Annotated in this window: 12 protein-coding genes; 5 read left to right on the top strand and 7 right to left on the bottom strand. The window is 67.0% G+C overall.

Features of this window, described 5'->3' with window-relative positions:
- Window positions 1–133 precede the first annotated feature (133 nt).
- Window positions 134–2,038, top strand: a complete 1,905-nt coding sequence (locus ACOEQ2_RS06690; protein ID WP_419730604.1) for a hypothetical protein — start codon at window positions 134–136, stop codon at window positions 2,036–2,038.
- Between the two features lie 32 nt (window positions 2,039–2,070).
- Here ACOEQ2_RS06690 and ACOEQ2_RS06685 read toward each other — a convergent pair whose 3' ends face one another.
- Window positions 2,071–2,346 (bottom strand): hypothetical protein, encoded by a 276-nt coding sequence (locus ACOEQ2_RS06685; RefSeq protein WP_419730603.1) that lies wholly within the window; start codon window positions 2,344–2,346, stop codon window positions 2,071–2,073.
- Complete coding sequence (locus tag ACOEQ2_RS06680) at window positions 2,343–2,555, bottom strand: hypothetical protein (RefSeq protein WP_419730602.1); 213 nt, start codon at window positions 2,553–2,555, stop codon at window positions 2,343–2,345. Before ACOEQ2_RS06680 ends, ACOEQ2_RS06685 begins: the two co-directional genes overlap by 4 nt.
- A 608-nt stretch (window positions 2,556–3,163) precedes the next feature.
- Between ACOEQ2_RS06680 and ACOEQ2_RS06675 the strand changes: the two genes are divergently transcribed.
- Window positions 3,164–4,195, top strand: coding sequence for an aldo/keto reductase (locus ACOEQ2_RS06675; RefSeq protein ID WP_419730601.1), 1,032 nt, complete (start codon window positions 3,164–3,166; stop codon window positions 4,193–4,195).
- A gap of 15 nt (window positions 4,196–4,210) precedes the next feature.
- On the opposite strand, the gene ACOEQ2_RS06670 is transcribed toward ACOEQ2_RS06675, so the two are convergent.
- On the bottom strand, window positions 4,211–7,702 hold the full coding sequence (locus ACOEQ2_RS06670; RefSeq protein WP_419730600.1) for an AMP-binding protein: 3,492 nt from the start codon (window positions 7,700–7,702) through the stop codon (window positions 4,211–4,213).
- 176 nt (window positions 7,703–7,878) lie between these two features.
- Here ACOEQ2_RS06670 and egtB point away from each other — a divergent pair, with 176 nt between their 5' ends.
- On the top strand, window positions 7,879–9,099 hold the full coding sequence (gene egtB / locus ACOEQ2_RS06665; RefSeq protein ID WP_419730599.1) for an ergothioneine biosynthesis protein EgtB: 1,221 nt from the start codon (window positions 7,879–7,881) through the stop codon (window positions 9,097–9,099).
- 21 nt (window positions 9,100–9,120) lie between these two features.
- The gene (egtD, locus tag ACOEQ2_RS06660) at window positions 9,121–10,101 is read left to right on the top strand and encodes an L-histidine N(alpha)-methyltransferase (protein ID WP_419730598.1); all 981 of its coding nucleotides are present in this window, start codon (window positions 9,121–9,123) and stop codon (window positions 10,099–10,101) included.
- On the opposite strand, the gene ACOEQ2_RS06655 is transcribed toward egtD, so the two are convergent.
- Window positions 10,042–10,722: a putative quinol monooxygenase gene (locus ACOEQ2_RS06655; protein ID WP_419730597.1), complete on the bottom strand. Its 681-nt coding sequence runs from the start codon at window positions 10,720–10,722 to the stop codon at window positions 10,042–10,044. The genes egtD and ACOEQ2_RS06655 overlap by 60 nt on opposite strands.
- 81 nt (window positions 10,723–10,803) lie before the next feature.
- Entirely contained in the window at window positions 10,804–11,694 is an 891-nt protein-coding gene (locus tag ACOEQ2_RS06650; protein ID WP_419730596.1) for an aldose 1-epimerase family protein, read from the bottom strand.
- A 132-nt stretch (window positions 11,695–11,826) separates the two neighbouring features.
- Between ACOEQ2_RS06650 and ACOEQ2_RS06645 the strand changes: the two genes are divergently transcribed.
- The gene (locus tag ACOEQ2_RS06645; RefSeq protein ID WP_419730595.1) at window positions 11,827–12,834 is read left to right on the top strand and encodes an asparaginase; all 1,008 of its coding nucleotides are present in this window, start codon (window positions 11,827–11,829) and stop codon (window positions 12,832–12,834) included.
- A 31-nt stretch (window positions 12,835–12,865) separates the two neighbouring features.
- On the opposite strand, the gene ACOEQ2_RS06640 is transcribed toward ACOEQ2_RS06645, so the two are convergent.
- Complete coding sequence (locus ACOEQ2_RS06640) at window positions 12,866–13,660, bottom strand: formate/nitrite transporter family protein (RefSeq protein ID WP_419730594.1); 795 nt, start codon at window positions 13,658–13,660, stop codon at window positions 12,866–12,868.
- A gap of 87 nt (window positions 13,661–13,747) precedes the next feature.
- Complete coding sequence (gene arfB, locus ACOEQ2_RS06635) at window positions 13,748–14,113, bottom strand: alternative ribosome rescue aminoacyl-tRNA hydrolase ArfB (RefSeq protein ID WP_419730593.1); 366 nt, start codon at window positions 14,111–14,113, stop codon at window positions 13,748–13,750.
- Between the last annotated feature and the right edge of the window lie 28 nt (window positions 14,114–14,141).

Raw genomic sequence — 14,141 nt, 5'->3', positions numbered from 1 at the left:
TTGGTCGACGCCACGGTCTTCACCCGGCGGTAGGACGTCTAAATCTTGCCGCTCGGCAATCCCAAGCCGTCAAAGCTTTATTAAGCTTTACCGATCAATCTGCGAGAAAATGGTATAGCAGCTGGTGAAGCCCATGAATCAGATTTTGTCGGGCGCTGATACGCCTGATCCAGACATCGCACGAAGGACTATCCGTGAGGAGATTTCGTCCCAGCCGATTGCTTTCGGTAACTTGAGTCTCTTGTCTCTTGCTCAGTCTCTCGATCTCGCCGTCCCGCCGCTTGCGCCTGATGCACAGGTTCGACTCTACCAGAACTGGATCGCCGCCGGTGGCGGCCGGACCGGCGATGGTTTCGGGGCGTGGTATAATATGGGGGTGATCTACAGTCAGCACGGCGACAAGCAGTCGGCGATCCTCGCCTATCGGCAGTCACTCTTGATGAAGCCTGACTTCACTCCTGCAGCGATCAATCTCGGACTGGCGCTGGAAGCGCTGGGCTCGATTGAGCCGGCCTTGCAGGCTTGGAGAACCGCGCTGCAGACAGATGCCGACCGGGTAGCTTTACTTAACCAACAAGGTAGACTGCTCGAGCAACTGGGCCGACTCGACGAAGGCGAACAGATGCTGCGCCGGTCATTGCGGATCGACTCAGCACAACCTGATGCTATTCAGCACTGGCTGCACCTTCGCCAGAAAATGTGCCAGTGGCCGATCATCGATTCAACTCTGGGACTTTGTGATTCCGACATGATGGCTTTCTCGGGACCGATTGCGGTCCTGGCACTGACGGATGACATCGATGTACAGCGAGAAGTGACAGCATCCTGGATTGCCCGAAAAACCACACCGATTGCTGGCCAGCTTGCATCGACACCTAACGCGCGTGGCTCTAGAACAAAAAAGCGTATTCGGATCGGCTATCTATCATCGGACTATTGCAGGCACGCCATAAGCTATCTCGTAGCGGAGTTGTTCGAGGGGCATGATCGAGCGCGTTTTGAGGTATTCGGTTATTGTTCGACGAGAGACGATGGAAGTGACATCCGTCAGCGTGTGCTGGCCGCTTTTGACCACGTGAGGATTATCGTCGATCTGGATGATGAGCGCGCCGCCAGGCTGATCCGTGAGGACGAGATCGACATCCTGATCGACTTGAACGGTCTTACTGCCGGAAGCAGACTGCAGCTTCTGCGGTGGCGGCCGGCGCCGTTGCAGGCGACCTATCTCGGGTTTGTCGGGCCGGTTCCGCTTCCCGAGCTCGATGCCACACTATGCGATGACTACGTCATTCCCCCGGCACAGGCGGCGTCCTACCTTCCCAGACCCCTGCCAATCGCCGGGATCTATCAAGCCAACGACAGTCATCGTGTTGTGCTTGAAGGGTTGACCCGGCATGCCGCAGGTCTTCCCGAAGGCCGTTTCGTGCTGTGTTGTTTCTGTGGTCATTTCAAGATTACACGAGAAATATTCGCCGCTTGGATGTCAATCCTGAGACAGGCGCCAGGGGCCATCCTGTGGCTTACCGACGATAACAAATGGTCTCGGCAGTCACTTCGAGAAACGGCTCATGCAGAGGGAGTAGATCCTGAGCGACTGGTTTTTGCAAACCGTTGCGCACCAGAGACTTACATGGCGAGGCTTGGACTTGCCGACCTCTTCCTCGACACCTTTCCGTACAATGCGGGAACCGTCGCCAGCGACGCAATCCGTATGAAGCTGCCGATTGTCACGATGCCAGGCAGGTCGTATGCATCCCGTATGGCCGCCGCCTTGCTGACTGCATACGGCGTCACCGCCGGGATCACTGAAAACCTTGACTCCTATGTCAGGTGCGCTGTGACCTTTGCAAACGATCCCCCGCTTCACCAGCGCCATCGCGGCGAGTTCTCGGCAGAACGCTGGCATGCCACGCTAGGTGATAGTCAGGCCTTCTGCCGGTCATTCGAGAAGTCCTTGCTGACCATGATCGACAATGCGGCGGCGGTCGCTGATGAACATGACGAGGCTTCGTCCACCCTGATCCTATCTATCAACTAAGACGGAAGACTACCTTGACGCAGCTATCCCGCTCATAGCGGAAGCTCTTCCATTTTCGGACCGTTCTTGAGGGTGCCGGTACGGTGGGTGATCAGGAACGTTCGATCGATCGTCCCATCCTGGATCAGCTTCGCCACCGGCTCGAGATGGCGCTTCACGTGGGTCTGTTCACTCCGCATCGTGGGGCCCTTCTGGACCACCCCCATCATATTCACCGGAACGGGTCCTACATAAACGGCCGGCACCGACATGATCCCGCTCGGACGCACCGCCTGCATCATTTGTTCCTGGGCCTGAGTGGAGCTCACCGTCGCCCGCACCTTGCCAATCGCGCCGAGCAGACCGCGTACCCCGCCGCCGCCCCCATGCCCACACAATCGACCACTGCGTCAGGAGCTTCCCCGGCCGTGATCTCCTCGCCCATGAGGTCGCAATAGTCGATCGCCTGCCATCCGATGAGCAGGATGTCGGTCAGGAACAGCGCCTGCTCGTCGGGCAGTCCGTCCAGCACCTCCATTGGCGCCACCTCCGCCACCGGAACGCGCACATATTCCGCCTGACATCCAAACAACCACTGGTCACGTTCGGATAGCCGAACAGCCCGGCCGGCGGCTGGCCGAACATCTTCGCCGCCATCTCGCCATCGCGGTTCGACGTCATGAACGATGCCCATTTGCCCGCTCCGCACATGCGGCGCCTGCCGCCAATGACGTTGAACCGCACGATCACCCGATCTCCCTCCCGAAGCGGGTGGTTTGCATGCCGACTTCGATCACCTCGCCCATGAACTCGTGGCCGGGCACGTCGCCCTACCCCATGATCGGCATCTGCCCATCCATCAGGCGCTGGTCCGAGCCGCGAATCGCGCCGCTCGTCACGCCGATGATGACGTCCCGCGGGTCCTCCGATCGACGGGGCCGGCCCCGTCTCGGAGCGAGTGTCGTTCCGTCCGTCCCGACACAAAGCCCGCATCATCAGTCTCCGACCGAGGCGTCCGATCGAGACGCGGTCGAGGCTCCACCAAGCCAAAGGAGCCGATCACGTTTCGGAGCGTTGGTAACCGCGTGCTCGCGTCCGCGGCATGACATGCGGTCGCGGCGATGATCGGGCGTTTGGAGGATGACGATGATGGAACACAGACAGCTTGGCCGATCCGGCTTCAAGGTCCCCGTGCTGAGCTTCGGCACCGGCACATTCGGCGGCAAGGGCGAGTTCTTCGAGGCGTGGGGCACCTCCGATGTCACGGAGGCGTCCCGCCTGGTCGATATCTGCCTCGACGCCGGCCTCACCATGTTCGACAGCGCCGACATCTACTCGGCCGGCGCCGCCGAGGAGGTGCTGGGCGAGGCCATCAAGGGCCGTCGCAACCAGGTGCTGATCTCGACCAAGGCCACCTTCCGCTCCGGCGACGATGCCAACGCCGTCGGCAGCTCCCGTTTCCACCTGGTCGATGCGGTGGAAAAGGCGCTCCGCCGGCTGCAGACCGACCATATCGACCTGTTCCAGCTGCACGGCTTCGACGCCCTGACGCCGCAGGAGGAGACCCTCTCGGCGCTCGACGACCTCGTCCGGGCCGGCAAGATCCGCTACATCGGCTGCTCGAACTTCTCAGGCTGGCACCTGATGAAGTCGCTCGCCACCGCCGAGCGCTACAACCTTCCGCGCCACGTGGCGCACCAGGCGTACTACTCGCTGATCGGCCGCGAGTATGAGTGGGAGCTGATGCCGCTCGGCCGGGACCAGGGCGTGAGTGCCGTCGTGTGGAGCCCGCTCGGCTGGGGCCGCCTCACCGGCAAGATCGGTCGCGACAAGCCCATCCCTGCCGGCTCGCGTCTGCATAAGACCGCCGACATGGGCCCGCAGGTCGAGGACGAATACCTCTACAAGGTGGTCGACGCGCTCGAGCAGGTCGGCGAGGAGGTCGGCAAGACCGTTCCGCAGGTTGCCCTCAACTGGCTGCTGCAGCGCCCGACGGTGGCCAACGTGATCGTCGGCGCCCGCAACGAGGAGCAGCTCCGGGCCAATCTCGGCGCGGTCGGCTGGACCCTGACGCTGGAGCAGGTGGCGAAACTCGACGCCGCCAGCGAACGCCCGAAGACCTACCCGTACTGGCACCAGGCCTACTTCGCGGAACGCAATCCGTTCCCGGTCGGCTGAAGCCCGGCCACACCGTCAGCCGACGCGCTCCCCCAATCCTCCGGCAGCGGCCAGTTTCGTTGCGGCCAGGATGTCGGGTTTGCCGGACCCGAGCAGGGGGAGCGACGGCGTCACGCGCAGTTCCGCAGGCAGTGCCACGTCCGGCAGATGTGCCAGACGTGCCTGCTTGAGGAACTCGGATCGCGTGGCGTCGGGACGGTCGGTGAGCAGCAGGATTCGCTCGCCCTTGCGCGGGTCGGCAAGGGCCACCGCCACCGACACCGCGTCCGGCCAGAGGTCACCCGCCACGCGCTCGATCTGCGCCAGCGACACCATCTCGCCGGCAACCTTGGCAAACCGAGCCGCCCGGCCGCGGATCGTCACGTGCCCGTCCGCGCCCGAGATCGACACGATGTCGCCGGTGTCGTGCCAGCCCTCCCGCGGCGGCTGCAAATGCCCCGGAGCATCCGGCAACAGGTAGCCGAGCATCACGTTCGGCCCGGACACATGCAGCCGCCCGGCATCGGGAACGCCCTCCACCGGCACCAGCTTCACCGCCAGCCCCGGCAGCAGGCGCCCGACCGTGCCGTCGCGGTTCGAAAGCGGCGTGTTCACCGCCAGCACCGGCGCCGCCTCGGTGATGCCGTAGCCTTCCAGGATGCGCAGGCCGAACTTCTCGTTCCAGATCCGCCTGGTCCAGCCGGTGACCGGTTCGGCGCCGGCGACCACCAGCCGCACCGTGCGGAAATCCGTCGGGTGGGCGGTACGGGCATACCCGGACAGGAAGCTGTTGGTGCCGAATAGCGCCGTGGCACCGATCGCCGAGGCGACCACCGGGATCGTGCGGTAGTCGAGCGGCGAGGGGTACAGGAACACCGGCACGCCATGCACCAGCGGCAGCATCATGCCGCCGGTCAGGCCGAACGCATGGAACACCGGCAGCACGTTGAGCACCGTGTCGGCCGGCCCGAAATCGATCCGCGAGGCGACCTGGGCGATGTTGGCCAGGATGTTGCGGTGGCTCAGCACCACCCCCTTCGGCACGCCCGAGGTGCCCGACGTCATCATCACCACCGCCGGACCGTCCGGATCGACACCCCGGACCAGCGGGCGACGGCCACGCAGCAGCCCGCGCACCCTGTCTCCGAACCCGATCGGCAGGTCCTCCAGATACAGGATGGCGACGTGCGCGGAGAGGGCGTCCATCACCGGGCCGATCCGCGCCTTTTCCACCAGCCGCCGCGAGGTGGCGAGGGTGGTGAAGCCGGTCGCGTCGATCGCCGCCCGCAATGCTGCAAGACCGCCGCGCGGGTTCAGCAGCACCGGCACGATTCCGGCGGACGCGAGGCCGAGAACCGATGCCGCGGCGGCATTGGCGTTCGGCAGCATCAGCCCGATCCGCCGCTCCGGCGTGGCGTATGGCGCAAGCCGGGTGCCGAGCACAGCCGCACCGGCCAGCAGCTTGCGGTAGCTGAGCCTCCCGCGCACCGGATCCTGCACCGCCACCCGGCCCATGCCGTGGGTGCGCGCGGCCAGCGCCACCGCCTCGAACAGCGTCATGCCGGTGTCCGTCGTGGCGAACTGCATGTCCGACAGCACGTCCTGCAGCGCCCGCCCGGCCGCCTCGCGCCGCCGCCGGCCGGCAAGATCGGCACGCAACGCGAGCGTCTGCGCCGGCAGCACCGTCAGCCTGACCTTGGGGAACAGCCGGCGACGCACCTGCGTGCGGGTGAGGCGGGAGAACATCGTCGCCTGCAGACCCTCGATCCGCGCCGGCACGATCAGGGCGCCCGCCTTGTCGGCTGCCATTGCCGCACCATCCTGCACCCGCATGATCGATCCGGTGACGGTGATGCGTCCCTCCGGAAAGATCACCGTGGGGCGGCCACCGCGGATCGCCTCGATGATGCGGCGCATGGAGAGCGGGTGCGCCGCATCGACCGGCACCGCATCCACCACGCGCAGGAACGGCCGCACCCACCAGAGCCGGCTCACCCCGCCATCGATCGCGAACAGCGGCCGGTCCATCACCGCGAACAGCAGGCACGCATCCAGCCAGCTGACATGGTTCGGCGTCACGATCACCGCCGGACCACCGCCGTCGACGCGGCGCTGCGGCAGGTTCTCGGCGCCACGCACCTCGACCCGGTAGAACAGCCGGAACAGCAGCCAGACCAGCTCGCCGGCGGGATTCGGACTCAGCCGCCACAGCATGACCCCGCCCGCAACGAGACTGGCCGCCCCGCTGATCGCCAGCAGCGACGGTTCCGCGAACCCCACCTTCTGCGCCGCGATCAGGAACGCAGCGGTCAAGGCCATTCCACACGCCGCGACCACGTTCTGGCCGGCGACCGATCGTGCCCGCCGGGTGGGTTCGGCATAGGCCTGCACCGCGGCAAGGGTCGGTACCGCCATCAGGCCGCCGCCGACTGCCGCCAGGAACAGGTCGGCCAGCAGGTGCAGCCTGGATGGCACCACGCCCGCCAGCCCCGACGCATGGCCGAGATCGATCAGCGACAGCCCGGTCAGCGCCGCACCGGGCACCGCGAGCAGCAGGACGATGCGGCCGCCGCTGAGGAACGACGCCATCCCGGAACCGGCAGCAATCCCGCCTGCGAACACGCACAGGCACAGCGACACCAGGCCGGGGCTGCCATCGGGACGTGCATGGACCAGGCCCGGCATCAGCGAGAGCGCCGCACTGCCGACCATCCAGAACCAGGCGTTGGCGAAGGCCGCACGTCGCATCGGCCCGTGGCCGAGCCCGCGCAGCAGCGACACGGTGGAGCCGATAAGCTCGAAACGGATGCGCAGGCTCGGAGCGGAAGCGGTTGCGCGCGGGATCAGCCGGGCGAAACCCCACGCGGCCAGGCTGACGGCGACGAGAACAATTCCGACCGCGACCCGTGCCGGAAGCTGCATCTGCCCGGCACTTCCTGGCACCATGCCCCCCAGCATCGCACCGCTGGCCACCGCGCCGGCGAGGATCGCGGCAAACGTAGCCGCCTCGATCAGCGCGTTGGCCCCGGGCAACCGGCTTGCGGCCAGCCGATCGGGCAGGATGCCGTATTTCACCGGGCCGAACAGCGCCGACAGCAGGCCCGCGGCGACGAGGCACGCGAACAGCAGCGGCACCGAGCCCAGCCCGAGCGCCACCAGCGCCAGCACCGCGACCGGGATCTCCGCGGCCTTCAGGCGTCGTGCCAGCATCGCCTTGTCGCGACTATCGGCCAGGTCGCCGCCAAGCCCCGAGAACAGGATCGACGGCGCCACGAATGCACCGGCAGCGGCGGCCACCATCCAGCCATGCCCGCCGCCGGCCGGCATCCACAGCGCCAGCAACCCGAGTGCGTTGCGCAGCAGGTTGTCCCCGAAAGCGGCCAGCAACTGGCACCAGAACAGCGGCGCAAAGCTGCGGCTCAGCAGCAGCGTGCGGCGGTGATCACGTGCCGGGATGCGATCGGCATCGGCGGGACCTTGCGCAACGGCGCCATCGGGAGCGTGCGGTGTGGCGGGTTGATGGTTCACGGCGATGTCCGGCGGGACCGGCCGGATCATTGCGTTCCGACGTCGGCCGCCCATTGTGTAAGGCACGACGCCGGCAACGTGAATGGTGCGACGCCGGGGCGGACGGGTTATGACGACGGTGCGGATTGCGGGAACCCGGCGTGACGGGGCCCGTTCCGGACGAAAGCGGGGCGACCATGGCACACGGTTCGATTGCGGCAGACAGCAGCACGAGCACGGCCCTGGCGGCCACGTTCGATGCGGTCCGAAGGCACACCGACCATCTCAGCGCGGCGTTGTCGCCCGAGGATCAGGTCATCCAGTCGATGGCCGATGCGAGCCCGGTCAAGTGGCATCGCGCCCATACCACATGGTTCTTCGAGCAGTTCGTGCTGCTTCCGAACGACCCGGCCTACGTTCCCTACGATCCGAGCTTCGGCTTCCTGTTCAACTCCTATTACGAGGCGGTCGGGGCGCGGCACCCGCGAGCCACGCGCGGCCTCGTCACGCGTCCCGGTGCAGGCGCGGTCGGGCAGTATCGCCGGCATGTCGATCATGCGGTGCACGCCCTGCTCGCCGACGCGCAGACCGCTGACCGGCTCTCCGAGCTGGTCACGCTCGGGATCAACCACGAGCAGCAGCACCAGGAGCTGCTGGTCACCGACATCCTGCATGCGTTCGCGCAGAACCCGCTCGCCTGGTGCGACGACGGCCTGCCGACACTCCCGGGTTGGCGGCCGCCTGCCGGCACCCCGGGCCCGACACGGTTCCTCGAGCGACTCGGCGGTCTTGCCGGGATCGGCCATACCGGTGGCGGTTTCGGCTTCGACAACGAGTATCCGCGTCACCACCAGCTGCTGCAGCCGCATGCGCTTGCCAGCCGTCTGGTACGGAACGGCGAGTGGCTGCAGTTCATGGCCGATGGCGGCTACCGGACCGCGACCTTGTGGATGGCCGATGGCTGGGACCAGGTGCGTTCGAATGGATGGGACGCACCGATGCATTGGCGCCCGGACGGGGAGGGTGGCTGGCTGACGGTTTCGCCCGCAGGCCTGGCGCCGGTCGATCCGGATGCGCCGGTGCGTCATGTGAGCTGGTACGAGGCGGACGCCTACGCCCGCTGGGCCGATGCACGGTTGCCGACGGAGGCCGAGCTCGAGGCCGCGTCCGACGACCTGCCTGAGTTCTTCGGCCATGTCTGGCAGTGGAGCAACAGTGCCTACCTGCCATATCCGCGCTTCAAGGCGGTGGCCGGTCCGATCGGCGAGTACAACGGCAAGTTCATGATCAACCAGATGGTGCTGCGCGGCAGCTCCTGGGCGACCCCGCCTGGGCATCATCGGTCGAGCTATCGGAACTTCTTTACCCCCGAGAAGCGCTGGCAGGTGACCGGCGTACGTCTCGCGCGGGACCTCTGACCGGGCCCGGGACCGATCATCATGCCTGACGAGATCGCACCGGCCGGAACCGCGGCCCGGCCTGATGACGTGCTCGGCGAGATCCTGGCGGGGCTAGGCAACCGCCAGAAGACGCTGCCGGCGAAGCTGTTCTACGACGAGATCGGCTGCGAGCTGTTCAACCGCATCACCCAGTTGCCCGAGTACTATGTCACCCGTGCCGAGGTGGCGCTGCTCGACCTCCATGCCGACGAGATCGCCGCCCGGGCACCGGGCGCGAACGGTGCCGGTGGTACGGCGCTGGTCGAATACGGGGCCGCAGACGAGAGCAAGGGCGTGCGCCTGATCGACGCGGCGTCCGCACCGTTCCGCGCCTACGTCCCGATCGACATTGCCCCGTCCGCGCTGGATGCGATCGTGCGGCGCATGCGGACGAGCCATCCGGACATCCTGCTGTCCCCGATCGCCGCCGACTTCATGCAGCCGCTCGCCCTGCCGCCCGGTGTCGCGACACTGCCGTCGATGGGCTTCTTCCCGGGCTCCACCATCGGCAATTTCCGTCCACAGGCGGTGGTGGGCTTCCTGCAGCTGGTGCGCCAGACGCTCTCGGGCGGCGGCGAGCCGTGCCTCGTCGTCGGCATCGATCTGCGCAAGGACCCGTCGCGGCTGGTCCCGGCCTATGACGACGCAGCCGGGGTGACGGCGGCCTTCAACCGCAACATCCTGCGCCACGTGAACCATCTCGCCGACGGCAGTTTCGATCCGGACAGCTTCGTCCATCGCGCGATCTGGAACGAGCGCGACGGCCGCATCGAGATGCACCTGCAAAGCCCACGGTCGCAGACGGTCAGGGTCGGCGGCCGCACCATCCAGTTCGTCGCGGGCGAGACGATCCATACCGAGGACAGCTACAAGCACACGCGCGACGGGTTCGTGGCCCTTGCCGCGACGGCGGGCTGGCGCTCAGACGGGTTCTGGACCGATCCGGACGGGCTGTTCGGGATGCATCTGCTTCGCGGCTGACACGATCGCCTCCCAGCCGGACTGTTTGCTCGCAAGAACCTCCGCCTGACGGATCTCCGGCATCACGTCGAGGAAGCGCCCGACCTGCTCCTTGAGGGCTGCGGCGATGGGTCCGTTCAGATGCGCCTGGCGGCCTTCCTCGTCGGCGAAGAAGTCGATGATGGCAAAGTCGTTTGGTCCGGAACGCAGCGCATACCAGGCGATCGTGCCGGGCTCGGCATCCGCCATCTGTTTCGCAGCCACCAGCATCTCGCCGAAATCCCGGCCCTGGCCGAGCCTGGTTTCGATCGGGACATACAATGCGAGCCTCGCCTGCGTCGTGCCGTTCGGCAGCTTGGCGGCCACGATCTCGGACGACGACATGTCCGGCAGGCCGCTCAAACTGGTGAAGCTCTTGACCACCAGGCCGCGGCCGATCTCGCCGGCGATGTGCTTGAGGCGGCCCAGATGCCCGTCGAAGGTGTCGAACAAGGCGAAATGCTGCGCATCGAACCTCAGCGCATACCAGTCACGGGTGTCGGGCTCATGCTCCGCCGCGTCCACGGCATTGCGCAGGAAATCGGCGATCTCGTCCTGGCTTTCCGACTTCGCTTCGATCTCGATGAACATGGCCTTCGGCATCGTCGTCTCCCTCGCACTATCCAATCGAAACGTGGCAGCGCGCCGCCGGTTGTCGCGCCCTCCGTCACTCCGCGGCCTGGTTCAGCTCCGCAGCAGCTGCACGCTCCAGCCGAGACGGTCCTCGCCGCCGGGAGGGATGTGCATCAGGAACGGCTTGTCCTGGAACTCGCCTTCGAAGCCGACCGGGCTGGCCAGCCCATGCCACGGCTCGATGCACAGGAAGCCGGCGCCGGGCTTCGACCAGATCCCGAGCTGGGTCATGCCGTGCCACGCGATGCGCAGCGCCGGCCCGTCGGCACCGGCTTCATAGGTGACGGCGTGGCTCACCGGCCGGTCGAGGATGACGGCATCGTCGACGAATAGCGCGTCCGCCAGCTTCAGCTCCCGGCCGTCGATCGGGCTGGGTTCGGGAGCCTCGCGCAACAGGCCACCCACCACACGGCGGATCGGCGCCGGCTCGGGATCCGCGAACACCAGCCGATACGCCTCCCGGGCGGTATCCTCGGAGAGCGGCCAGCGGAAAGCCGGATGCGCTCCGAGGGAGGCCGGCAGCACCGTGTCACCCGGATTGACGATCCGGTACTCGACCGACAGCCGGTCGCCCTCGACGCGATATGCGACCTCGAGGCGGAACGCGAACGGGTAGATCGCCCGGCTCTCGGCATCGTCCATCAGTGCCAGGCGGCATCCGGAGGCGTCACGCTCGATCCACTCGAAGCGCCGGTCGCGGGCGAACCCGTGCTGTGTCATGCGGGTGCGGCGCCCGTCGTGCAGCAGGGTGTCATTCGCCAGGCGCCCGATGATCGGGAACAGCACCGGCGCATGACGCGGCCATTCCGGGCCGGCCTGCCACAGCAGCTCCCGACCGCCGGCAGTCTGCAGCGACACCGGTTCGGCGCCGGCACGCGCCACCGAAACCTGCAGCCGCTCGCTGCCGAACATGTGCACGTCATTGCTGGCGGGGTTGGTCATGTGCCTGCTCCCATCGTCGCCGGTCCCCCCATCCTGGCGGAGGTGCCCTGCCGATTTGCAGAGCCGCCGCGGGCATTGCAAGAGGGACGGCCGGTGGGGGGTGTGACCTTCGGGTGGGTCTCGGGAGATGCAATGGACGCGCTGCTGGTGGAAGCGACACGCGGCGACAGGGTGGAATCCCGCCATGCCGGGAGTGCGGTGGTGATCGACGCGCATGGTGCGGTGCTGTTCCAGGCGGGCGACATCGACGCGCCGTTCTACACCCGCTCGACCGTCAAGGCGCTGCTGGCACTGCCCCTGGTGGAGACCGGCGCCGCCGACCGCCTCGGACTTACCGATGCGGAGCTCGCACTGGCTTGCGCCTCGCATGTCGGCGAGCCGGTGCACGTGGAAACCGCCGCGTCGATGCTGCACAAGGCCGGCCAGCAGCCGGGCTGCCTGGAATGCGGCGTGCATTGGCCGACCAGCCGCGCGGGACAGCGCGCGCTGGTCGAGGCCGGCGCCGAACCGTCTGCGCTGCACAACAACTGCTCGGGCAAGCATGCCGGCTTCGTCTGCCTCGCGGTGGATGCGGGCGTGGCGGTGCAGGGCTACGTCCGCCCGGAGCACCAGACGATGCGCCAGGTCACCGCGGCACTCGCCGACATGACCGGTGCACGCCTGGATGACGGCAACCGCGCGATCGATGGCTGTGCGATCCCGACCTACGCGATTCCGCTGCGTGCGCTGGCGCTCGGTTTCGCGCGCTTCGGCGCCGGTATCGGCATGCATCCGGATCGGCACCGCGCCGCGTCCAGGCTGCGCGCCGCAGTGGCCGCCAATCCGGTATTGGTCGCCGGGCCGGGTCGCTTCGATACCCGCGTCATGCAGGCGTTCGGCGGGGCGGTGTTCAGCAAGATGGGGGCCGAGGGCACGCATGTCCTGTCGCTGCCGGAGCAGGGGCTGGGCATTGCGGTCAAGTGTGCCGACGGTGCCACCCGTGCCGCCGAGCTTGTGGCGGCGGCCCTGCTGGCGCGCCACGTGCCGGCCACCCCGGAGCAGCAGGCCTTGTTGCAAACCCTGGTGCGGCCTCGTCTGCAGAACTGGAACGGCACCGAGGTGGGCACCCTGCGTCCGGCGGGGGCGCTGGCATCGTCGTGACGAACGACCGCCAACGCCCCGCCGCCGCGGGTCAGACGGTCACGACGACCGGTGTCGTGGTGTCCTGCAGCGCGCGCTGGTTGCGTGCGTAGGTGAAGTAGAGCGCGCCGCCGGTCAGCAGGAAGGCACCGACCGCGTTGCCGATGGTGACGGGGATCTCGTTCCACAGCCACCAGTCGGTCATCGTCACATGGGCCCCGAACATCATGCCCACCGGGATGGCGAACATGTTGACCACGCTGTGCTCGAAGCCCTGGCTCACGAAGATGAAGATCGGCAGCCAGGCTCCGAGGATCTTGCCGAAGGTGGAGGTCGAGGCGAGGCCCATGACCGAACCCAGGCTGACCATCCAGTTGCACAGGATCGCCTTGACGAACACGGTCAGCATGCCGGCCATGCCGAATGCCTCATAGGCCGTGGTCTTGGTGACCGCGAGGGCCCGCAGCTTGTCGCCGATCACGCCGCCGGTGGTGTTTCCGGCATCGGTGGCAGCGATCCAGAACAGCACCGCATACAGCAGGCTGCCGGCCAGGTTGCCGAGGAACACCAGGCCCCAGTTGCGCAGCATCGCCGCCCAGCCGATCCGGCCGGCGAACAGGGCGGTCGGCAGGATGCCGAAATTGCCGGTGAGCAGCTCCATCCCCAGCACGACGATCAGCGCAAAGCCGGCCGGGAACAGCAGCGCGCCGACGACGAACTGGCCGGTCTGCGCCGCGACCAGGAACGCCATCGAGGTAACGAAGGCGAGATAGGCGCCGGCAAGCATCGCGCGCACCAGCAGATCGATCGTCGGCAGACGCGCCTTGACCACGCCGGACTCAATCATGCTGCCAACGATCGCGGCAGGTTTCACGTAATCTGACACTGGACGTCCTTGTTCATGTTTCGTGGAGCTTCGTCGCCGCGTGCCAGCTCAGTCGCCGTCCGGGCGGCCACGCAAGCGCTTGGTGTCGGAGCGCTGCGACTTGCCATCCAGCCGACGTTCCTTGGAACCGCGGGTCGGTCGCGTCGGCCGCCGCTTCGGGGGCGGCGGCGTGGCGGCCTCGCGGATCAACGCAAGCAACCGCTCCAGGGCGTCCACACGATTGCGTTCACGCGTGCGGTGACGCTGTGCCATGATGACGATCACCCCGTCATTGGTCAGGCGATGCCCGGCCAACTGCTCGAGACGGGCGCGCACCGCATCGGGCAGGCTCGTCGACTGCCGCGCATCGAAGCGCAACTGGACGGCGGTCTCGACCTTCTGGATATTCTGTCCGCCTGCTCCGGACGCCCGCATGAAGGACTCATGCAGTTCCTCCTCGTCG

The sequence above is a fragment of the Lichenicola sp. genome (genome assembly GCF_965198575.1).
Lineage (GTDB): Bacteria > Pseudomonadota > Alphaproteobacteria > Acetobacterales > Acetobacteraceae > Lichenicola.
This window is presented reverse-complemented; position numbering and strand designations above follow the sequence as displayed.